Source organism: Bacillus testis, from assembly GCF_001243895.1.
GTDB classification, from domain to species: domain Bacteria; phylum Bacillota; class Bacilli; order Bacillales; family DSM-1321; genus Bacillus_AD; species Bacillus_AD testis.
On the sequence record NZ_LN851186.1, the window covers coordinates 1533583 to 1555063 of the forward strand.

The 21481-nt window shown below is 41.9% G+C and carries 25 protein-coding genes; 16 read left to right on the plus strand and 9 right to left on the minus strand.

Annotated elements, in window-relative coordinates; translation table 11 throughout:
• Window positions 1-11: 11 nt before the first annotated feature.
• Window positions 12-1685, minus strand: coding sequence for a ribonuclease J1 (gene rnjA, locus BN1765_RS08035; RefSeq protein WP_050614628.1), 1674 nt, complete (start codon window positions 1683-1685; stop codon window positions 12-14).
• Window positions 1686-1688: 3 nt separating this feature from the next.
• Window positions 1689-1898 carry a DNA-dependent RNA polymerase subunit epsilon gene (locus BN1765_RS08040; RefSeq protein ID WP_050614629.1) on the minus strand — a complete coding sequence of 70 codons (210 nt, stop codon included), beginning with the start codon at window positions 1896-1898 and terminating at the stop codon, window positions 1689-1691.
• Between the two features lie 542 nt (window positions 1899-2440).
• On the opposite strand from BN1765_RS08040, the gene BN1765_RS08045 reads away from it, so the two are divergent.
• Window positions 2441-3211 carry a Cof-type HAD-IIB family hydrolase gene (locus tag BN1765_RS08045; RefSeq protein WP_050614630.1) on the plus strand — a complete coding sequence of 257 codons (771 nt, stop codon included), beginning with the start codon at window positions 2441-2443 and terminating at the stop codon, window positions 3209-3211.
• A 43-nt stretch (window positions 3212-3254) separates the two neighbouring features.
• On the opposite strand, the gene def is transcribed toward BN1765_RS08045, so the two are convergent.
• A complete protein-coding gene (gene def / locus BN1765_RS08050) occupies window positions 3255-3806 on the minus strand; it encodes a peptide deformylase (RefSeq protein ID WP_050614631.1) in 552 nt (183 codons plus the stop codon).
• A gap of 317 nt (window positions 3807-4123) precedes the next feature.
• On the opposite strand from def, the gene BN1765_RS08055 reads away from it, so the two are divergent.
• From BN1765_RS08055 to BN1765_RS08080, 6 genes are all read left to right on the plus strand, one after another.
• Entirely contained in the window at window positions 4124-4759 is a 636-nt protein-coding gene (locus tag BN1765_RS08055) for a YkyA family protein (RefSeq protein WP_050614632.1), read from the plus strand.
• A gap of 617 nt (window positions 4760-5376) precedes the next feature.
• On the plus strand, window positions 5377-6492 hold the full coding sequence (gene pdhA / locus BN1765_RS08060; protein WP_050614633.1) for a pyruvate dehydrogenase (acetyl-transferring) E1 component subunit alpha: 1116 nt from the start codon (window positions 5377-5379) through the stop codon (window positions 6490-6492).
• 3 nt (window positions 6493-6495) lie between these two features.
• The gene (locus BN1765_RS08065) at window positions 6496-7473 is read left to right on the plus strand and encodes an alpha-ketoacid dehydrogenase subunit beta (RefSeq protein ID WP_050614634.1); all 978 of its coding nucleotides are present in this window, start codon (window positions 6496-6498) and stop codon (window positions 7471-7473) included.
• 112 nt (window positions 7474-7585) lie between these two features.
• Window positions 7586-8920 (plus strand): dihydrolipoamide acetyltransferase family protein, encoded by a 1335-nt coding sequence (locus BN1765_RS08070; protein ID WP_050614635.1) that lies wholly within the window; start codon window positions 7586-7588, stop codon window positions 8918-8920.
• A gap of 4 nt (window positions 8921-8924) precedes the next feature.
• Window positions 8925-10334, plus strand: a complete 1410-nt coding sequence (gene lpdA, locus BN1765_RS08075) for a dihydrolipoyl dehydrogenase (protein WP_050614636.1) — start codon at window positions 8925-8927, stop codon at window positions 10332-10334.
• 202 nt (window positions 10335-10536) lie between these two features.
• The gene (locus BN1765_RS08080) at window positions 10537-10788 is read left to right on the plus strand and encodes a hypothetical protein (protein ID WP_050614637.1); all 252 of its coding nucleotides are present in this window, start codon (window positions 10537-10539) and stop codon (window positions 10786-10788) included.
• A gap of 23 nt (window positions 10789-10811) precedes the next feature.
• Here BN1765_RS08080 and BN1765_RS08085 read toward each other — a convergent pair whose 3' ends face one another.
• Entirely contained in the window at window positions 10812-11249 is a 438-nt protein-coding gene (locus BN1765_RS08085) for a DUF1885 family protein (protein ID WP_069203002.1), read from the minus strand.
• 211 nt (window positions 11250-11460) lie between these two features.
• On the opposite strand from BN1765_RS08085, the gene BN1765_RS19505 reads away from it, so the two are divergent.
• From BN1765_RS19505 to BN1765_RS08095, 3 genes are all read left to right on the plus strand, one after another.
• Window positions 11461-11577, plus strand: coding sequence for a GapA-binding peptide SR1P (locus tag BN1765_RS19505; RefSeq protein ID WP_075050790.1), 117 nt, complete (start codon window positions 11461-11463; stop codon window positions 11575-11577).
• A gap of 369 nt (window positions 11578-11946) precedes the next feature.
• On the plus strand, window positions 11947-12906 hold the full coding sequence (locus tag BN1765_RS08090; RefSeq protein WP_050614638.1) for an NAD(P)H-dependent flavin oxidoreductase: 960 nt from the start codon (window positions 11947-11949) through the stop codon (window positions 12904-12906).
• 24 nt (window positions 12907-12930) lie between these two features.
• Window positions 12931-13200, plus strand: coding sequence for a UPF0223 family protein (locus BN1765_RS08095; protein ID WP_050614639.1), 270 nt, complete (start codon window positions 12931-12933; stop codon window positions 13198-13200).
• Window positions 13201-13279: 79 nt separating this feature from the next.
• Here the strand turns inward: BN1765_RS08095 and BN1765_RS08100 are convergent, their stop codons facing one another.
• Complete coding sequence (locus tag BN1765_RS08100) at window positions 13280-13900, minus strand: YktB family protein (protein ID WP_050614640.1); 621 nt, start codon at window positions 13898-13900, stop codon at window positions 13280-13282.
• Between the two features lie 290 nt (window positions 13901-14190).
• On the opposite strand from BN1765_RS08100, the gene BN1765_RS08105 reads away from it, so the two are divergent.
• Both BN1765_RS08105 and BN1765_RS08110 read left to right on the plus strand, forming a co-directional pair.
• Complete coding sequence (locus tag BN1765_RS08105) at window positions 14191-14388, plus strand: hypothetical protein (RefSeq protein ID WP_050614641.1); 198 nt, start codon at window positions 14191-14193, stop codon at window positions 14386-14388.
• Between the two features lie 337 nt (window positions 14389-14725).
• Complete coding sequence (locus BN1765_RS08110) at window positions 14726-15523, plus strand: inositol monophosphatase family protein (RefSeq protein ID WP_050614642.1); 798 nt, start codon at window positions 14726-14728, stop codon at window positions 15521-15523.
• A gap of 181 nt (window positions 15524-15704) precedes the next feature.
• On the opposite strand, the gene BN1765_RS08115 is transcribed toward BN1765_RS08110, so the two are convergent.
• On the minus strand, window positions 15705-15887 hold the full coding sequence (locus BN1765_RS08115; protein WP_050614643.1) for a YlaF family protein: 183 nt from the start codon (window positions 15885-15887) through the stop codon (window positions 15705-15707).
• A 108-nt stretch (window positions 15888-15995) separates the two neighbouring features.
• Between BN1765_RS08115 and typA the strand changes: the two genes are divergently transcribed.
• From typA to BN1765_RS08130, 3 genes are all read left to right on the plus strand, one after another.
• Window positions 15996-17840: a translational GTPase TypA gene (gene typA / locus BN1765_RS08120; protein WP_050614644.1), complete on the plus strand. Its 1845-nt coding sequence runs from the start codon at window positions 15996-15998 to the stop codon at window positions 17838-17840.
• A gap of 26 nt (window positions 17841-17866) precedes the next feature.
• Entirely contained in the window at window positions 17867-18184 is a 318-nt protein-coding gene (locus BN1765_RS08125) for a YlaH-like family protein (RefSeq protein ID WP_050614645.1), read from the plus strand.
• Window positions 18185-18252: 68 nt separating this feature from the next.
• A complete protein-coding gene (locus BN1765_RS08130; protein WP_315969828.1) occupies window positions 18253-18534 on the plus strand; it encodes a hypothetical protein in 282 nt (93 codons plus the stop codon).
• Between the two features lie 42 nt (window positions 18535-18576).
• Here the strand turns inward: BN1765_RS08130 and BN1765_RS08135 are convergent, their stop codons facing one another.
• Both BN1765_RS08135 and BN1765_RS08140 read right to left on the minus strand, forming a co-directional pair.
• Window positions 18577-18777: a YlaI family protein gene (locus tag BN1765_RS08135; RefSeq protein ID WP_050614646.1), complete on the minus strand. Its 201-nt coding sequence runs from the start codon at window positions 18775-18777 to the stop codon at window positions 18577-18579.
• 97 nt (window positions 18778-18874) lie between these two features.
• A complete protein-coding gene (locus BN1765_RS08140) occupies window positions 18875-19399 on the minus strand; it encodes a YhcN/YlaJ family sporulation lipoprotein (protein ID WP_050614647.1) in 525 nt (174 codons plus the stop codon).
• A gap of 182 nt (window positions 19400-19581) precedes the next feature.
• On the opposite strand from BN1765_RS08140, the gene BN1765_RS08145 reads away from it, so the two are divergent.
• On the plus strand, window positions 19582-20910 hold the full coding sequence (locus BN1765_RS08145; RefSeq protein ID WP_050614648.1) for a PhoH family protein: 1329 nt from the start codon (window positions 19582-19584) through the stop codon (window positions 20908-20910).
• A gap of 55 nt (window positions 20911-20965) precedes the next feature.
• On the opposite strand, the gene BN1765_RS08150 is transcribed toward BN1765_RS08145, so the two are convergent.
• The gene (locus BN1765_RS08150) at window positions 20966-21460 is read right to left on the minus strand and encodes a hypothetical protein (RefSeq protein ID WP_050614649.1); all 495 of its coding nucleotides are present in this window, start codon (window positions 21458-21460) and stop codon (window positions 20966-20968) included.
• Window positions 21461-21481: the final 21 nt, after the last annotated feature.

Genomic DNA, 21481 nt, shown 5'->3' on the forward strand with positions numbered 1-21481 from the left:
ACCAAAAAGAATTACTTGTCCACTTCCATGATAATCGGAAGAATCATTGGACGGCGTTTCGTTTTTTCGTATAGGAATGGTGACAATGTATCTGTAATTTCATTTTTGATTTCAGACCATTGGCTTGTCTTTCGTTCCATCACTTTATTCAAATGCTTTTTAAGCAAGTTTTGGGCATCGTTGATCAGGTCGCCTGATTCACGCATATAGACAAATCCGCGTGAAATAATATCCGGGCCTGCCGAAATTTTGAATTCTTTCATATTGATGCTTACTACTACAACAACCAATCCTTCTTCTGATAGGATGCGGCGGTCGCGGAGTACAATATTGCCGATATCGCCAATGCCGTTTCCATCGATATAAACAGAACCGGATTGGATTTTGCCTGCTACTTGGGCTGTGTTGCTGCTTAGAGCTAATACTTCGCCATTATCCATGATGAAGCAATTTTCTTCAGGCACGTCGCATTCCATCGCATGTTGTGCGTGCATTTTTTGCATGCGGTATTCACCGTGGATCGGCATGAAGAATTTCGGCTTTATTAAGCGCAGCATCAGCTTTTGCTCTTCCATGCCGCCGTGGCCGGAAGTATGGATATTGCTCAGCTTGCCATGGATGACATCTGCGCCTGCTCTAAAGAGCATATTGATTGTCCGGGAAACTGAAATGGTATTCCCAGGAATTGGTGAAGAAGAGAATACAACCGTATCCCCAGGGATAATTTGAATCTGGCGGTGAGTGCCATTCGCTATGCGGGAAAGGGCTGCCATCGGTTCACCTTGGCTGCCTGTACATAGGATTGTCACCTTGTTGGCCGGCAGGCGATTGATTTGCTGAGATTCTACAAAAGTGCCTTCCGGGCAGCGGATATAGCCAAGTTCCTGGCCGATTTCGATTGCTGCTTCCATACTCCGCCCGAACACAGCGATTTTTCGACCGTTCTCAACAGCAGCTTCTACTACTTGTTGCAAACGGTGGATATTTGAAGCAAAGGTAGCGAAAATAACGCGTCCTTCTACCTTTCTGAAAATATCCTGAATGGTTTCTCCAACTTTTCTTTCACTCATAGTGAAATCAGGCACTTCACTGTTTGTGCTGTCTGATAGGAGGCATAGGACGCCTTCTTTGCCGATTTCGGCAATTTTAGTCAGGTTGGCCGGTTCGCCCACTGGAGTAAAGTCAAATTTGAAATCGCCAGTATGGACTATTTGTCCTGGGGGCGTCTTAACAACAATACCGTAAGAATCCGGTATGCTGTGTGTTGTGCGGAAGAACGTAACGGACGTTTTCCGGAATTTGATGATATCATCCTCTTTGATTTCGATCAGTGTAGAGGATCTTAATAGACCGTGTTCCTCTAGTTTGTTTCTGATTAATCCAAGAGCGAGCTTGCCGCCGTATACCGGGATGTTTATCTGTTTAAGCAGGTAAGGTATGCCTCCAATATGGTCTTCGTGACCGTGAGTGACAAACAGGCCTTTGATTTTATCTGCATTTTTTACAAGGTATGAGTAATCCGGGATTACATAATCTATGCCGAGCAGTTCGTCTTCGGGGAACTTGATACCGGCATCGATTAAGATGATTTCGTCCTGGAATTGGACTGCATACGTATTTTTACCGATTTCGCCAAGTCCGCCCAATGCGAAAACAGCGGTCTGGTCATTCTTAACAAATTTCATAAATTATAGCTCCAATACTTTAAAGTCTTCATTTTCTTTTTCGTAATCCATATATGCGCCTTCGACAGTTCCGATATACTCAATGTTCAAGTTTCTGTCTTTTAGGCTTCTTCTTACATTTAACACAGAATCAGATTTCACAAACATTGTTTTTGTTTTTTCGCGCACAGGCACCTCTGAAAGTGATTCCTGGTAGTATACTTTGTAGATCATTTAAATTCGCTCCTTCATTCCATTTAATTGCTTATTCCATTATATATAAAAACAGCATTATTTTCATGTATTACAACATGATGCTAATTTTAATCGATTATGATCCTCCGCCAGAAGAGAATTTATTGCGGCAGGATGGGGACTGATACTTAATTTGGAGGTTTGTTTTATAGTATCTCCATTATGTAGTATTTTAGAAAACTTTACATGAAAGAACAAGCCCTTCGCAAGTTTTGAAGGGCTATATTAGAAAAAATTATGCAATTGTCTTCTTGCGCAACATGTCTTTCCATTGTTTAAGCAGTTTTTTCCGCAGCTTTTTCAGCATTGCAGATCACTTCCCTTATTTATATTGTAAACCAATGGCCCAGAAAGTAAATAAGTCTTTTTGTCTGCTTGTCCTCTATTAGTATATGATGGATGGCATTGGATATTGCCATATAAGGATGGAAATGAATAAGAGGAACGCTTTCTTGACTTTGTCGCCGTTACCATTTTAAATGAATAGGTATTTAATATCTGGGAAATGAAGGGAAGCTACTTTGAAAAAAATTGTTTTTTTTGACATAGATGGTACATTGCTTGACCATCACAAAAAACTGCCGGCATCCACAAAAGAAGCTATTCGGCTGCTGAAGGAAAAAGGTATTTATGTGGCGATTGCAACCGGACGCGCTCCGTTTATGTTTGAAGGCATAAGAGAGGAACTGGACATACATTCTTATGTAAGCTTTAATGGCCAGTATGTCGTATTTGAAGATGAAGTAATCTATCGAAATCCTCTGAAGACTGAGGCGTTGAACCTTTTGCTAGAGAGAGCCGACGGTAACGGCGTTCCGCTGATTTTCATGAATGAGGCTACTATGAGAAGCTCTGTGCCTTATTCGGATCATATTGCTGAAACGCTGGGCACCTTTTCATTGGGCCATCCGGAAAAAGATGAATACTTTTTTAGAGAGAACGATATTTATCAAACACTTCTCTATGTACCGGAGCAAGAGATGGAAGGATATGAAGGGATTTCCCATGAACTTCGCTATGTGCGCTGGCATCCAGTCTGCGTGGATGTTTTGCCTGAAGGAGGTTCGAAAGCAGCGGGCATCGAGCTTTTTATTAAAAAAGCTGGATTTTGCATCCAGGACGTATATGCGTTCGGCGATGGGCTGAATGATATAGAGATGTTGCAAACCGTCGGAACGGGAATTGCTATGGGAAATGCGGAACAGGCATTGCTCCAACATGCGGATATAGTAACAACAGACGTAGAGAACGATGGGATTTGGAATGGCCTAAAGAAAATCGGCCTTATTTGAAAAAACAAAGGGAAAGCTTGTTCGTGCTTTCCCTTTGTTTTCCTTATTCAACTACTGTAGCATTCGGGATCGGCGCAAAAGGATCCTTAGCGCTGATATGGTCATAGAACATAATACCGTTCAGATGATCGATTTCATGTTGAAAAACGATAGCGGGCATGCCTTTAAGGCGCAATTTTATCTCTTCACCCTCAATAGTGGTTGCTTTTACAGTCACCCGGGCATGTCTTGGCACGAGGCCGGGAACAGGTCTATCCACGGATAGGCATCCTTCTCCGCCGGCCAAATAAGAATTTTCCACCGAGTGGCTGATGATTTTTGGATTGAAAAGGGCGTAGCTATATAAATTTCCTTTTTCGTCCCTGATATGGACGGCAATAATGCGCTTGCTGACATTGATTTGCGGTGCAGCCAATCCTACGCCTGGACGCAGACCGTATTTGGCGGCTATTTCTTTATTTTGGCTATTGATGACATATTCCAATAGGCTGTTTGCGATTGCTTTATCCTCTTCGGAAGCAGGAAGGGTTACCTCCTGTGCGACCTGGCGAAGAACCGGTTGATCCTCCATCACAATATCTTTCATCGTAATCATGTGTATCCACCTCTATTTTTCTAACAGGGCCTTTTTGCCCTTGGTTTAACGATTAAATGGCAACTGCAGGGGGAAGTTCCTCAGTAAAGGCTATTATGTGTTCCTTTTAGAGTTGCCTAACATTAAAATACTACCTTATCTTGTCTTTAATGTAAACGTATCGGTTTAGAGGATGCGTGTAGTCTAGTTCCTTTTGGTGGAAGGTTTAAATGCTGCCATTCTATTGTTGCCTCTATTTGCATATTCATAGAGAAAAGAGAGCGGAAGGTAGCTTAGAAATGCACATACCATATTGATCAAGATAAGGAGGCTTTAAAATGGGCAACAAAATTTGGATTCTTTTATTTATATCTTTATTCATATTAGCAGGCTGTCGAGAACCAGAAAATTCCAATGAGATACAACAATTGATAAAAAACACCGATCGGCTATTTGTAGAAGCAGAAGTTCCCCAGTCGAGCCTGGCAGCAATTGAAAAGGAAGAAAATGAATATTATAGTGAGTTGATTTCATTGGATAAAAGGCGAGCGGAGGAGATTGGCACGGCAGTAGCTAAGTTGGAGGATTCCTTGAAGTCTCGGGAAGAAATGATGAAGATAGAAGAAAATATGGTAAAAAAAGCACGCAAAGCATGGGAAAAAGGCCGTGATTTTCATGCTGCGAATCAGGAAGAAGAAGAGAAGGCGCGCCGATTGTGGGCAGTCGGCCTCAAGCGATTCCAGGCCCATGGCCTCCTGATGGATTCGTACAAAAAAAGCATAAAGGCCGATCGAAAATTATATCGGCTATTTTCAAAGAAAAATGCTTCAATCACTGATTTGCAAAATGCAATCGAGAGTGTAAACGGGTGTTATAAAAAGGTTATTCAATATAATGAAGAGTATAACAGAGCCACTGGTTTGTACGTAAAAGAAAAGAATGAATATCTTCTCGAGATGGAAACAGAAAAATAAAGATATGAAAGGGGCATCCATCTATTGTATGGATGTTTTTTGATTTTGGTCCCATATAACGGAGAACCGTTATTTTGAATGAACCAGCAGAATGTTGCTTAACTACTAGGAAAAGCGACTATTATTATATCAATATAACTAAAAAACGCTTACATAAGTCTGGTTAGGGAGTATAAAATAGGCACTCCCATATTTTAGAGTCTGATTGTAAGGGTTTACACTAAAGAAAAATATTTTTTCACAAAAAGTTTATTTTTACTGATACAGTTTTGATTTTTATTATATAACAGAGGTTAGCGCTTCAGAGAGAAAATGAATTCTTAAACAAAGGAGTATTGGCATAGTAATAGTGCGTTTCGTTTGACGGGTTCAGCCGGGGTAATGTAGACTATAATATGGATGATTAATTGTTATATTTATATTGTGCTTTTTATTGGTACAGTATAAAATGTTAGCAAACTTAAACCGCCAAGATGTTTCTGTTCCTCTGCAAAATGGAAAAGGACATTGACAGCTATATTTGTCAACTATGACTTGATTTCTTGAGTGATTATGGACAAGGGGTTTATTCATTAAATTATGTACCTTTTAATATAGGAAAGGATGAGGTGAAAAGAATGGCTGCTAAAAAAGCTAAAGCCCTGTTTGATGTGAATAAGCAAATGGAGGCAATTAAAGACCAATTTCAAACCCTTCAAATTCTGAACGAAGAGGGAGAAGTTGTTAATAAAGATGCAATGCCTGATTTATCTGATGAACAATTAAAAGAATTGATGACAAGAATGGTCTACACTCGTGTGCTGGATCAACGTTCTATCTCATTGAACCGTCAAGGGCGTTTAGGTTTCTACGCTCCAACAGCAGGACAGGAAGCATCACAGCTTGGTTCTCAATTCGCGTTGGAAAAAGAAGACTTTATCCTTCCTGGTTACCGTGATGTACCGCAAATTGTATGGCACGGTTTACCATTGTACCAAGCTTTCTTATTCTCAAGAGGACATTACGAAGGAAATAATATTCCTGAGGGAGTCAATGTTATTTCTCCGCAAATCATCATTGGCGCTCAATATGTACAATGTGCCGGTGTTGCATTGGGAATGAAGAAAAAAAATGCTAAATCCGTAGCGATCACTTACACAGGTGACGGCGGTACATCACAAGGGGATTTCTATGAAGGAATCAACTTCGCTGGTGCGTTTAAAGCACCTGCTATCTTCATCGTTCAAAATAATAGATACGCAATCTCTACTCCTGTTGAAAAACAATCTGCTGCAAAAACAATTGCACAGAAAGCAGTTGCTGCAGGGATTCCTGGCATTCAAGTTGACGGCATGGATGTTCTTGCTGTTTATGCAGCTGTTAAGGATGCCCGTGAACGTGCCATTAACGGAGAAGGCCCTACATTGATAGAAACATTAACATATAGATACGGTCCACATACAATGGCCGGAGATGACCCAACTCGTTACCGTACTTCAGATATCGATAATGAGTGGGAATTAAAAGATCCTTTGGTTCGTTTCCGTAAGTATTTGGAAAACAAAGGCATCTGGAATGAAGAAATGGAAGCAGCTGTTATTGAAAGAGCTAAAGAAGAAATTAAAGAAGCAATCAAAAAGGCAGATGCTACTCCAAAACAAAAAGTGACAGACCTATTGAACATCATGTACGAAGAAATGCCTGTCAACGTGAAAGAACAGTATGAAATCTATAAAGAAAAGGAGTCGAAGTAAGCAATGGCTCAATTAACAATGATTCAAGCAATCACAGATGCTTTGCGCACTGAAATGCGCAATGACGAAAAAGTCCTCGTTTTTGGTGAAGACGTAGGTAAAAACGGCGGAGTATTCCGTGCTACTGAAGGATTACAAAAAGAATTCGGCGAAGATCGTGTATTTGATACGCCGCTTGCTGAATCAGGGATCGGCGGCTTGGCAATCGGTCTTGGATTGCAAGGATTCCGTCCAGTTCCTGAGCTTCAATTCTTTGGATTCATATATGAAATAATGGATAGTGTTTCTGGGCAAATGGCACGTATGCGTTACCGTTCAGGCGGAAGATATAATTCGCCAATAACAATCCGTACGCCATTTGGAGGCGGTGTGCATACGCCTGAAATGCACGCAGACAGCTTGGAAGGTTTAATGGCTCAACAACCGGGACTTAAAGTTGTCATTCCTTCAACACCATACGATGCAAAAGGATTATTGATTTCTTCAATCAGAGACAATGACCCTGTTATTTTCGTAGAACATATGAAATTATACCGATCATTCCGTCAAGAAGTTCCTGAAGGTGAATATACAATTCCATTAGGCAAAGCTGATGTGAAACGTGAAGGAACTGATATCTCAATCATTGCTTACGGTGCTATGGTGCATGAGGCGCTTAAAGCAGCGGAAGAATTGGAAAAAGACGGCGTATCTGCAGAAGTCATCGATTTACGCACAGTCAGCCCGTTGGATATCGATACAATCATCGCATCTGTTGAAAAAACAGGTAGAGCAATGGTAGTGCAAGAAGCTCAAAAACAAGCAGGTATTGCTGCAAACGTGGTAGCTGAAATCAATGATAGAGCAATCTTGAGCCTGGAAGCTCCAGTATTGCGTGTCACAGCTGCAGATACAGTCTTCCCGTTCTCTCAAGCAGAACAAGTTTGGTTGCCAAACTTTAAGGATATTATTGAAACAGCTAATAAAGTATTACATTTCTAATTACCATTACAGATAAGGCAGATCGCCTATGAACTTAGGCGATCTCCTGAACATCCTGATCTATTCGCAAGAGTAGTAGAAAAGAAGCTGAATTCATAGGAGGTCGGATTACGTGTCATTTAAATTTAAATTACCAGATATCGGTGAAGGTATCCACGAAGGCGAAATCGTAAAATGGTTCATCAAGCCTGGCGACAAAGTTCAAGAGGATGATGTGCTTTGTGAAGTACAAAATGATAAAGCAGTTGTTGAAATTCCATCACCGGTAGAAGGAACAGTAGAAGAAGTCCATGTATCGGAAGGAACAGTCGCAATAGTTGGCGACGTCCTTGTCACATTCGATGCGCCTGGATATGAGAATCTTTCATTTAAAGGCGAGCACGAAGAAGAAGAAAGCAAAACAGAAGCACAAGTTCAGTCGACTGCTGAAGCTGGACAAAAGATTGAAAAAGAACAAGCGGATCAACCGGCTGCAAAAGAAGAAACCGGCGCTGGGGCCCAAGCGGAAACAAAAGATTCAAACAAGCGTGTAATCGCTATGCCTTCCGTGCGCAAATACGCTCGTGAAAAAGGTGTTACAATCGCTCAAGTAACAGGAAGCGGAGACCATGGACGTGTATTGAAAGGCGATATTGATGCCTTCTTGAATGGAGGACAAACTTCTGCTGACCAAGCTGAAGAAGCTTCTGTACAAGAAAAAACTGCATCAACAACTGCTGCAGCATCAGTGGTACCGGAAGGCGAATTCCCTGAAACTCGCGAAAAAATGAGCGGCATCCGTAAAGCAATTGCCAAAGCTATGGTAAACTCTAAACATACTGCGCCTCACGTGACTCTAATGGACGACGTGGATGTGACAAAACTTGTCGCACACCGCAAAAAGTTCAAAGAGGTTGCTGCGGAAAAAGGAATCAAGCTTACTTTCTTGCCTTATGTCGTGAAGGCATTGACTAGCGCTTTGCGCGAATTCCCTGTTCTGAACACATCCATTGATGATGAAAACAGTGAAATTGTTCAAAAGCACTATTACAATATCGGAATTGCTGCCGATACAGAAAAAGGGCTATTGGTTCCTGTCGTGAAAAACGCCGATCGCAAGTCTGTATTCAGTATTTCTAATGAAATTAATGAACTTGCAGGAAAAGCGCGTGAAGGCAAGTTGGCTCCTACTGAAATGAAGGGCGCATCTTGCACAATTACTAACATCGGAAGTGCTGGCGGACAATGGTTCACTCCAGTCATCAATCATCCAGAAGTAGCTATCTTAGGTATTGGCCGAATCGCCGAAAAAGCAATCGTTCGCGATGGTGAAATTGTCGCAGCACCAGTATTGGCACTTTCATTGAGCTTTGATCATCGCATCATTGATGGAGCTACAGCTCAAAATGCTTTAAATCATATCAAACGTTTGTTGAACGATCCAGAACTACTATTAATGGAGGCGTAAAAAGATGGTTGTTGGAGATTTCCCGATTGAAACAGATACTCTCGTAATTGGTGGAGGCCCTGGCGGTTATGTAGCTGCTATCCGTGCCGCTCAGCTTGGACAAAAAGTAACGGTTGTTGAAAAAGCGACTCTTGGAGGCGTATGCTTAAACGTTGGTTGTATTCCTTCAAAAGCATTGATTTCAGCAGGGCATCGTTATGAGCATGCAATGCATTCAGCGGATATGGGAATCACTGCTGAAAATGTCACTCTTGATTTTTCAAAAGTGCAATCATTCAAAGAAGGCGTAGTCAAGAAATTGACTGGCGGTGTCGCAAGCCTATTAAAGGGAAACAAAATTAATGTTGTGTACGGCGAAGCGTATTTCGTTGATGAGCATACAATTCGTGTAATGGATGAAACCTCTGCCCAAACTTATACATTTAATAATGCTATTTTGGCAACAGGTTCAACTCCAATCGAGATTCCAGCATTCAAATATTCAAAACGTGTCATTGATTCAACTGGTGCTTTGAATTTGCAAGAGCTTCCTAAATCAATGGTTGTAATCGGCGGAGGCTATATCGGAACAGAGCTTAGCGGTGCATACGCTAACTTCGGTACCAAGGTAACAATCCTTGAAGGAACAGATGAAATCCTTAACGGTTTTGAAAAACAAATGTCTACTTTGGTTAAACGTAACCTGAAGAAAAAAGGCGTTACAGTTGAAACGAAAGCAATGGCAAAAGGCGTTGAAGAAACGGCCGATAAAGTGGTTGTCAAATATGAAGTTAAAGGTGAAGAAAAAACAGTTGAAGCTGATTATGTCCTTGTAACAGTTGGGCGTAGACCGAATACACAAGAAATCGGTTTGGAACAAGTGGGCATTAAGATTTCGGAACGCGGTTTGATTGAAATTGATAAACAATGCCGCACGAACATCAAGAATATCTATGCAATCGGTGATATTGTTGCAGGACCTCCTTTAGCGCACAAAGCTTCATATGAAGGCAAAATTGCTGCTGAAGCGATTGCAGGACATTCTTCAGAAATCGATTACTTAGCGATTCCTGCTGTTGTATTCTCTGAGCCTGAGCTTGCTTCCGTTGGATACACAGAACAACAAGCAAAAGAGGAAGGCCTCGATATCGTTGCTGGTAAATTCCCATTTGCAGCTAATGGACGGGCTCTATCCTTGAACGAAACAGATGGCTTTATGAAATTGGTTACACGCAAAGAAGATGGCTTGGTAATCGGTGCACAAATTGCCGGTGCTGGTGCATCCGATATGATTGCTGAACTTGGATTAGCTATTGAAGCTGGTATGACAGCCGAAGATATCGCTATGACAATCCATGCTCACCCTACATTGGGCGAAATTACAATGGAAGCGGCAGAAGTCGCTTTAGGCGCTCCAATCCATATCGTAAAATAATCATAAGCTAACCGAAAAAAGCGGCCTCGTTCAAGGGGCCGCTTTTTTGATGGCCAAAAGAGAAGAAGATAGTCTGCATATAACCGAATGATGGCAGAAAGGGCAATCATCATAAAAGAAAAAGGCGGGACATAAATTAGATTGTACATATAATAGATTTTTACATAACGATCATGAAACGAGTGATGGAGCTGAAAGCGCGATGAGAAGTTATGCGGTGTTTTTGATGCAATGGGTAATCTGGAGCGGATATACATTAGTAGAATGGATGTCCAAGCATGATCGGATGATTTATAAAGTGATCCTGTTTATTGTTTTTTTTCATATGGCTCTCTATATTGCCAATCGATTCATTGAGCCGAAAACGAAAACATATGTGCTTACTCTTTTGAGTTTAGTTTGTTACGTTTCCATTCAGTTTATTTTTCGGGAGTTTTGGATGATGTCTGCCTGATAACCCAAGGCTGGGCGGAACCGCTACTTTCGGGCATAGTCATATTTGACCCGCCGGTTGAACATATGCCATTCGCCTTGAAGTTTTTTGGACAGGAACCTCCCTATTTCATTGGCTTTTGTTTGATCTCCTGCGGTGGAAGAGGATGTAAGTCCAATGCCTATATAATTCTGCAGCCTTTCCTCGCCGCCCGTCTTAATAAATTCGTTGCCTATGAAAAGAATAATCAGGTTGTATGGATATTGGTCGGATTGCAGGCAAAGCCATTGACTTTGGTCCTGGCATTCTTTTATTACATACGGAAAAGCGTAGTGGCTGTAATGCCATTTAACTTGAGTACCTGTCTTTTCAGTGCATTCTTTGTAGGAATGCAGCAGTTCCCTTATTTCAGCTGGAGCAATCTGTTGCAGCTTTGCCTGTGGTACGAGTTTAATAAAGGATTGTTCGGTCAATTTGATCATTTTCTCAAACCTTCTTTCGTTATTGGTGAATGAATGGTTCATTAATGATTGATCATTATTATGAGCCTTTACCAGCAAAAAATCAGCCTATTTATCTCTTAATATATTTAATATAACATACAATTAACCCTTGATTTTTCAATTGTGTTATATTATTATATAAATATGGAAAATAAAGCGTTTACATTATACGAATAAAGGGGCTTGAATAATGGGAACTTTAATTTGTCAAACATGCAACAGTACGATTGATTCTTTTGAAGACGAAAAAGTAAGTGTACTTTACTCGAATTGTGAACATTGCAACGGCCATTCGGAGAATGAATAAACCATTCATATAAGAAAAAACAAACAAAGGAGTCTGCCTGGTTGGCGCAGGCTTCTTTTTTGTTTCCATGCTTATTCTGATTCATTTCAAGTATTGCCCAATTCTGTATATAAAGTTGGTATAATATAACATATGTAGGTTCTTGGGTATAATTCTGGCAATCAGTAAGTAGAAAAGGGAGATATCGAATGATGGCTTATTCCATTAACCATTATCAAAAATTATCATAGGGGGAATGCCGATTTTAGCATCCGATTTGAATGTTTATACCGGACTAGATGGGCAAATGGTATGCAGGTGTTCTTCCATAAGCCATCCTGGCAAAGGAAAAGGCAGTTCTACAGCTAAAAATGAGGAGGCTGGTTTCATATGAATTGGGAAACAAAGATTACAAAACTTCTGGATATCCGCTATCCGATTATACAAGGTGGGCTTGCCCATTTGGCTTATGCGGATTTGGCAGCTGCAGTTTCAAATGCCGGGGGCCTTGGCCAAGTGACGGCGATGAGCCTTAAAAACCCGGAGCTTCTTAAGGAGGAGTTAAGAAAAACGAAAGCAATGACTAAACATCCGTTTGCTGTTAATTTTGCCATCGGTTCGCATGATCGCCCATTTATTCCTTATGTTGAGGCGGCACTGGAAGAAGGGATGTCCATTGCTACGATTACGGGAGGAAACCCTAAACCTGTATTTGATGCATTGGAAGGAACAGGTGTAAAGATCATTGTGCTGGTGGCTGCTGTAAGGCAAGCGCAAAAAGCGGAAGAACTGGGAGCGGACGCAGTTATCGTAGTCGGACAAGAAGGAGGAGGCCATTTGGGGAGAGATGATCTCGGCACGATGGTTCTGGTTCCTCGAGTAGTTGATGCAGTCAATATTCCGGTCGTGGCGTCTGGAGGAATCGGCGACGGAAGAGGGCTGATGGCCGCCTTGAGCCTCGGTGCCGAAGGTGTTGAAATGGGAACACGGTTTATTGCGGTGAAGGAATGCGTAGGTGCTAACGATGTCTATAAACAATCTTTAATCGATGCGACCGAGCGTGATACCGTAGTCATTAAGCGTTCGCTGGGAGCGCCTGCCCGCGCCCTCTCGAATCATTGGACTGATAAAATTCTTGAGATGGAAAAACAGCAGATGGGCTATGAAGGGTTGAAAGACTATATTAGTGGTTATTCTAATAAAAAATACATACATGAAGGCAACAAAGATGAAGGCTATGCATGGGCAGGGCAAGTGGCAGGTTTGATACAGGATATACCCACGGTCAGCGAATTATTTGATAAAATGATCGGTGAAGCAGACCAAATCCGAAAGAAGTGGCAACAATAGAAATGACAGAAAAGAGGAATAAAAATGGAATACCAATATCCGATGGAGCTTGATTGGAGCACAGAAGAGATTGTCGATAGCATCGCTTTCTTTGAAGCAGTAGAAATGGCGTACGAAACAGGCATCATGCGCGAGGAATTCATGAGAAGATACCGTCGTTTTAAAGAAATAGTGCCAAGTATAGCAGGGGAGAAAAAAATTTGCGGAGAATTTGAAGAAGTGAGCGGCTATTCTTCCTATCGCGCCGTTAAGGCTGCAAAAGCTGCACAGGAAGGGACAAAAATAAAGCTTTGACTAAAAATGAGAACTGCCAGCAAAACAAGTGCTGGCAGTTCTTTTTGGTTCCTGCCCGACGTTTTTGGGCCGCGGGTGTTTAATACAATTTATACAGGGGTAATAAATTTACAAATACTTCAGAACATTTATCAATAAAAGCTTTACCATTCATTTGAAGGGCATCTTCTCTCGATATTTGGCAGCCGCAAAGGATTTCAGCTTTTTTAACCGTTTGAAGGCGTTGGAACATCTCTTCAAAATCAGCATCGGAAAGTTCGCCGTGTTTCTTGGCGTCAGGTTTTGTATGGTCGACGGACCATACAAAATCACTTGGTATTTCTTCTATGATCCGATTTTTTTGCTGTAGCATTTGTAAACCGATTTCAGCTTTCATGGGAGCTTCGTAGATGACAGCAAACCAGATGAATACATGGGTTTCCCATAAACCAATTTGGAAATGGGGAAGCATTTTATAGCCTCGTTTATTGGGGGCAAAAGCAACCCAAGTATCATTCGGGGGATTGACAGACCGGCGTGCATGCTTCGCCACATGGGCAAATTGTTCCTGTCCGGTCAAAACAGACAGCTCTGGTGCAAAATAAGCTCCTAAATATTCAAGTTTTGGGCGTATCCGGCTCTGAAGGGCCTCCATTCTTGGTTCCAGGCCATTTATTTTGAATACATTGAAATCTGCAGCGTTAAATCCATTGAATTGCATGGAGAGCCTCCTTGTAATCATGATACTTTTAGTGTAACACAGACAAGAATAATATCTTAAAAAAATGTGCTAATTTCGGGAGATCCTCATAGAATGAATAACACTCTTCAGAAGAGGTGTGAAGCAAGTCCGCTTTTTTCTCGTATATAGCTTTTCTAGAATTTAGCTTGTTTGAATGGTACATGGGGCTCTCTATACAATTACGTGAAGAAATAGGCATTCAGCAGTGTTCAACTGGGGATTTAGTGAAAAGCCAAATGATTCAATCTATAAAAAAAGGGGTGTACGACATGAAACAGGTTATGAATTCAACTACAAAAGCGAAAGAATATGAAAAAAAGCGTGCAACAGTATTACGCATGGAATTGGACTATGAATTAGCTACTTTATATGAGGCAATCACCGAAAAGAATAAAGAACAGCAAAAAGAAAGCAAAGCAAAGCTCGAAAAAATCCGTAGGGAATTAATAAAGCTACAAGCCTTGTGAATAGGGGGTTCATTGAATTGTATATGACTATAGTAAACGGGCTCTGCATAGCGAGGGCTCGTTTTTATATATTTTTATAAAGTGAAACTTAGCGGGGCATTCATCCCCGCTAACAATCGGATTCTTAGCGGCGGCTTGATTTTCCGCCTACATTTATTTCCATTCGCGTATCTTTTAAGCGGGGTCTTAGCGCTAGTTAAAAAATGGGATCAGGGGCTTTTAATAGCCATAATACGGTTTGGCGAGGCAATTTTAACGAATACAAGCGTTCAGGGTATGTATTTCCGGGATGATTTCATATAATAAATATATTAATGCGAATTTTGAGGTGTGTTGGATGGACGAAAAATACTGGGAAAAACTTAAATCATATGCAATGGCATGGATGAAAGAAGCGGGACAACAAATCAAACAATCCTTCGGCCAAGTTTTGCATATTGAAACAAAAAGCGACCGCACCGATTTAGTGACCGACATTGATAAAGAGATCGAAGTGTTTCTTCGCGATAAAGTGACTGCTGCCTTCCCTAACCATAAAATCGTTGCAGAGGAAGGGATGGGGGAGCAAGTGGAAAATTTGGACGGGATTGTCTGGTTCATCGACCCGATTGACGGAACGTCCAATTTTATTCATCAACAACGCAATTTTGCCATATCGATCGGTATTTATGATGACGGAGTCGGCATCATAGGCCTTATCTATGATGTGGTCCATGATGAAATGTACCATGCACGGCGCGGGGCAGGAGCTTATATGAATGATACTCGCCTATTGCCGCTTGAACCTGCCACACTTGAAAACAGCATGATTGCTTTGAATGCCTCCTGGCTATTGCCGAAAAAAACAATCAGCATGAATGCTGTCATCCGGCTGGTCCGAGGTGCGCGGGCCACCCGTTCATTTGGTTCAGCTGCAATTGAATTGGCAAGTGCAGCTGCTGGACGGATTGATGCTTATATGTCCATGAGGCTTGCTCCTTGGGATTTTGCAGCCGGTGCCGTTTTAATAGAAGAGGTGGGAGGCGTTATTTCGGATATTAAAGGGAATCAGGTCGATTTTTTAAAGGGGGGCACTTTCCTGGTGGCCAAGCCTGGCTTGCATGAGGAAATTGTAACGGCTCTCTTCGGAGATTGATGTTCTTCCCGACAAAAGAAGCCCTTGCCAATATGGCAGGAGCTTCTTTTATTCTAACTGGCGCTTATGGCTCCTCCTCTAACCAAAAGTGAAAATGGCTATGGGAAGGGGAAGCGCTAGTTTGGACTAAAATTGGTTCGATAGTAGGAAAAATACCCTTCAATCATAGTTCATTCTATACTTACAATTTACCTGCTTCACGAAATTTCTTCTTAAGTGAAAAACCAGTCCCCATTACTGCGCATAAAGCGATTAAAGTCAATAATATGCCTATTATACTGCGATAGCTGATGCTGATTGCGGTTCCAGCCATACAAAAAGCAGCCAAGAACGCTAATCCTAGAAATAAAACCTTTGGATTCATATAAATCACCCCTTATGGTCTCTATTTTACATAATTTAATTGCTTTTATCTAGTGCGTGGGTATGATATAATATATTAGTTAATCTGAATTATTAGGAGTGGAAATGGTTGAATCTTCGTAAAGATATACGCAATATAGCAATTATAGCACACGTTGACCATGGTAAAACGACATTGGTCGACCAATTATTAAAACAGTCTGGGACGTTCCGGGCGAACGAACATGTGGAAGAAAGAGCAATGGATTCAAATGATATCGAGAGAGAACGCGGTATCACGATCCTAGCCAAAAATACAGCGGTTCGATATCATGATACTAAAATCAATATCCTGGATACTCCTGGCCATGCCGATTTCGGTGGAGAAGTAGAACGGATCATGAAAATGGTCGATGGGGTTGTCCTCGTGGTTGATGCGTATGAAGGATGCATGCCTCAAACTCGTTTCGTTCTTAAAAAAGCATTGGAGCAAAAAATTACACCAATCGTCGTTGTCAATAAAATTGACCGCGATGCTGCAAGACCTGAAGAAGTAGTCGATGAAGTAATCGACCTATTCATTGAACTAGATGCAAGCGAAGACCAATTGGACTTCCCGGTTGTCTATGCTTCAGGAATCAACGGAACAGCTTCACTCAGCCCAGATCCTGCCGATCAAGAGGAAAATATGGAAGCTTTGTTCGAGTCAATCGTGAATAACATTCCTGCACCAGTAGACAATCGCGATGAGCCATTGCAATTCCAAATCGCATTGCTTGATTACAATGACTATGTAGGCCGTATCGGTATCGGCCGGGTGTTCCGCGGTACAATGAAAGTTGGCCAACAAGTTGCGCTTATGAAACTAGACGGTACCGTCAAACAATTCCGCGTAACTAAAATCTTCGGTTTCTCGGGCTTAAAACGGGTAGAAATCAATGAAGCATACGCCGGCGATTTAGTAGCTGTATCCGGAATGGAAGATATCAACGTCGGCGAAACGGTATGTCCTGACGACCACCAAGAGGCATTGCCTATTCTTCGCATTGATGAGCCGACATTGCAAATGACATTCCTTGTGAACAACTCGCCATTCGCAGGCCGAGAAGGTAAATGGGTGACAGCAAGAAAGATTGAAGAGCGCCTACAATTGCAACTGCAAACAGATGTCAGCCTTCGTGTCGATCCTACCGACTCACCGGATGCATGGATTGTCTCAGGACGTGGCGAGCTTCACTTATCGATCCTTATCGAAAACATGAGACGTGAAGGTTTTGAACTTCAAGTTTCAAAACCGGAAGTTATTGTCCGCGTCATTGATGGCGTACGTTGCGAGCCGGTCGAACGCGTTCAAATCGATATCCCTGAAGAGCACACTGGTGCCATCATGGAATCTCTTGGAGCACGAAAAGGCGAAATGCAGGATATGGTCAATAACGGAAACGGACAAGTAAGACTTCAATTCTTGGTTCCTGCACGCGGATTGATCGGATATTCAACTGAATTCCTGACTTTAACACGCGGCTTTGGAATCCTTAACCATACATTTGACAGCTATCAGCCAATGGCAACCGGCCAAGTGGGCGGACGCCGTCAAGGTGTGCTTGTATCCATGGAAACAGGAAAAGCGACTCAATACGGAATCATGGGTGTTGAAGACCGCGGTGTAATCTTTGTAGAACCGGGCACTGAAATCTATGAAGGTATGATTGTCGGAGAACATAACCGTGAAAATGACTTGACTGTCAATATCGTTAAAGCAAAACAAATGACGAATATGCGGAGTGCGAACAAAGACCAAACAACAACTATGAAAAAACCGCGCATCATGTCTCTTGAAGAAGCGCTGGAATACTTGAACGATGACGAGTACCTTGAAGTGACACCAGAAAGTATCCGTCTTCGTAAAAAGATTCTTGATAAAGGCGAGCGTGAACGCGTAGCCAAAAAGAAAAAATTCGCAGAAACAAACTAAGGCGGATTTCATAGGGGGGAAATGGGATGGACGTTTCTGAACGCTTATCGTTTTTTGCAGCTCTATTTGAAGTGGATAAGAATCCGGATGCAGGTATGTGGTATTTATATTTAACTGTATTAGTTTTGACAATCATCGTATATAATCTTGGCTTTGCCAAGAAATTATCATTGTTGCAGAACATCATTATTTATGCATGTCTAGCCTTTGGTTGTACAATCCTTACTTTTTTTGCCGCATTCCTGCCAATGGCGGAAGGTTTGTTTTTTACAGCATTGTTCCTGGGCATCTACCGTTTCCGTCTTCATCTTCACCGGAAGAGCCAGAACAAGAAAATCGCTTGAATTTCACCAAAGATACGCAACATGCCTATTGAAACCATGTTTGGTAAGTGAAAGGAGAAGATCCTATAATGTCACTCCAAGATTCATTGTACAATTGGTTAAGTATCAAGGTGGTGCACGAAGCACGTCCTGATGACAGCGCGGCTGAAGAAACATTTCATTCTTTTCAGCATTTGCTTGAAAAGGAGCATGGCCTTTCAAGGTTGAAAGTCAGCAAGAAAGACGATATGTATTCGGTAACGTACAGGAAAGATGGGGAAGAGCTTACTTCCTCCTTTCCTGCTGATCTCATTGAATGCATGCTCAACAGCATTTTGGAGAACCCTGAACGGTTTAAAAATTATCATTAAAAAAGGGCAGCGAGATATGATCTCGCTGCCTTTTTTAATGCATCACCAATCTTTTTCTTTGTTCTCTGGTTTTCGAAAATGGAATTGCCCTGATTGGATCCGTTCGTTGGTACGTTCAGAGATGCGGTCATGGCATGATTGGCACATATATGTGTGGATCGGGCGGTTACGAAGTTTTTTTGCAATGGGAGAATTATGGTCAATGCTTTCGATTTTATCGCAAATTACACATTTTACTTTCATCTTACACCTCTAGTATATAATCTAGCTTTATTATATCACGTTTGAAGTGTTAAGAATATTTTCGAATCGGAAGCAGCACTCTGTGTCTTCAGCATTCTTATTTGTGGGAACCGGTTTGTTCCGTGTTGGTCTCCGCGGAGGTTTCAGGAACAATACGATTGGCAATATCGCTTAATTCTTGCAGGATGCCTTCCACTGGCTCTCCGGCAGCTATGTCATTGCCAACTTTTTTAAGAGAGGCGATCATATCCGGATCAGCAACGATGAGTGCGTTGCTTCCATACTTTTCGTTTTTAACGGCATCTGCCACATGCTGCTTAACTTCGGCAACTTTGGCCCGGTCAAGGTTTGCATCTACGTCAACGGCAATAAATGAATAGGGCCCAAGGACCACCGCTTCGACATGCTGGACCTGCGGCACCTTTCCCGCTGACTGCTTCAATGCATCGGCTGCCTTTTGGATTTCTTCTTTATTCCATGCAGCATCATGATCATTGCGGGCATTGTCTTTGGCGGAAGGGGAAGAAGCGTTGTTGTGTTGCTCTTGGGTGTTGTCTTTCTGCATTTGGCAACCGCCCGCCACTAACAGCAAAGCAAGAAAAGCAAGCCTGAACTTTGGCATATGGTGTACCTCCCTAACAATAAATGTGCGGCTCATGCTTATTTTGCCATCGACATTCTAAGTTTATGCTCTGGGACATATATTTTTAGCAATACCATAGAGTGCATCATATACTGGTCATACATAGTTAGTGCCATTCATCAGAATCACTGATTGAAATATTTCCGGCAGGAGGCATTATATTGAATAAGATATATGTGTTAGATACGAACGTCCTATTGCAGGATCCTTATTCCATTTTTTCATTCGAACAAAATGAAGTGGTCATACCGGCCGTTGTACTGGAGGAAGTCGATTCCAAGAAACGGAATCTCGACGAGGTGGGAAGGAATGCAAGGCTTGTATCCAAACTGATCGATAATCTAAGAAAGTCGGGAAAGCTTCATGAAACGATTCAGTTGCATAATGGCGGCTCGATCAGGATTGAGCTGAACCATAAATATTTCCTTCAATTGCAGGAAATTTTCGTGGAAAAAACAAATGATAACCGGATTTTAGCGGTCGCCAAAAATTTATCCCTAGAGGAAGAAGCAAAGGAAAACGGGAAAGAAGTCATTCTCGTTTCCAAAGATACCCTTGTCCGGGTGAAAGCTGATGCCTTAGGCTTAAATGCTGAAGATTTTCTGAATGACAGAGTTGTGGAACTCGACCATATTTATAGCGGGTTCAATGAACTATATATTCCTAAGGAGGCTTTGGACCTCTTTTATGAAAAAGGGGATCTACTGTTGGCGGATCTCGCTAACCACCCTTTTTACCCCAATCAGTTCCTTTTGATGAAGGACTCTCTTGGAGGAAAGAGTTCAGCAATCGGAATGGTGGATAATGAAGCGAGAAAAGTCAGAAAGTTGATATTCGACCAGGAGAGGGTCTGGGGAATCAAGGCTAGAAACGCCCAACAGATGATGGCGATCGAGCTTCTCTTGCGCGAGGATTTGCCTTTTGTGACCATGATCGGCAAGGCGGGTACCGGAAAAACCTTGTTGGCTTTAGCGGCTGCATTGATGCAGACGGAGGATTTGGGCAAATACCAGAAACTATTGGTTGCCCGTCCTATTGTTCCAATGGGAAAAGATCTAGGGTATCTGCCGGGAGAAAAAGCAGAGAAATTAAGGCCTTGGATGCAGCCGATTTATGATAATCTGGAATTCTTATTCAATACAAAGAAACCTGGGGAATTGGACGGCATATTGGCAGGCATCAATTCAATTGAAGTCGAAGCATTGACTTATATCCGTGGCCGCAGTATCCCGGAGCAGTTCATGATTATTGATGAGGCGCAAAATCTTACCAAGCATGAAGTGAAGACCATCCTTACACGAGTGGGGGAAAGAAGCAAGATTATCCTGATGGGCGATCCGGAACAGATTGATCATCCTTATCTGGATGAACATAATAATGGATTGACATATGCTATTGAAAAATTTAAAGACCAGGGTATCAGCGGGCATATTAAATTGATAAAAGGAGAGAGATCAAGTTTGGCACAGTTGGCGGCCAATATCCTTTAAAGACATAGACAAAAACGGCTGTGATTATCGCAGCCGTTTTCGCGTAGGCATCTACTTATTGGACTCTGAATGCCCGCACATGGGTAATTTTTTCTTCAGGAGTGGAACCATAATAAATGTGGACAGGGCCATCTTCTTTAAGCGCTTTCCCTTTATCCGAAAAACAAAGGATCAACTTTTCCGCCTGCTCCATTGAAAAACGATGTTCGCTGTTTTCACATTCCACGATCACTTCAACCGCATCGCTTTCCGGTTCGCTGTTTTTTAGGAAATCATGGAAGTAGATGCCGTATGATTCGGTTCGCATTTCCTGTTTATTGTATTTTCTTTTAGGTTTTTTTTGAGTTTCTGGAAGCTGTGCACCTTCCGTCATTTCCTTGTCCCAATGCTTGGATACTTCTTTTGTGTATGTTTCCATCTCATCGTCGGCTTTGGCATCTTCTTTGAAAAAATCATCCATTTTTTTCTTGCGGTCGTCGAAAATCCATACACTTGGATCCAGTGTGATGGCGAAGCGCACTTTTCCTTTAATAGGCACTATGCTTTCCATATGTTAAACCCCTCAATTTCT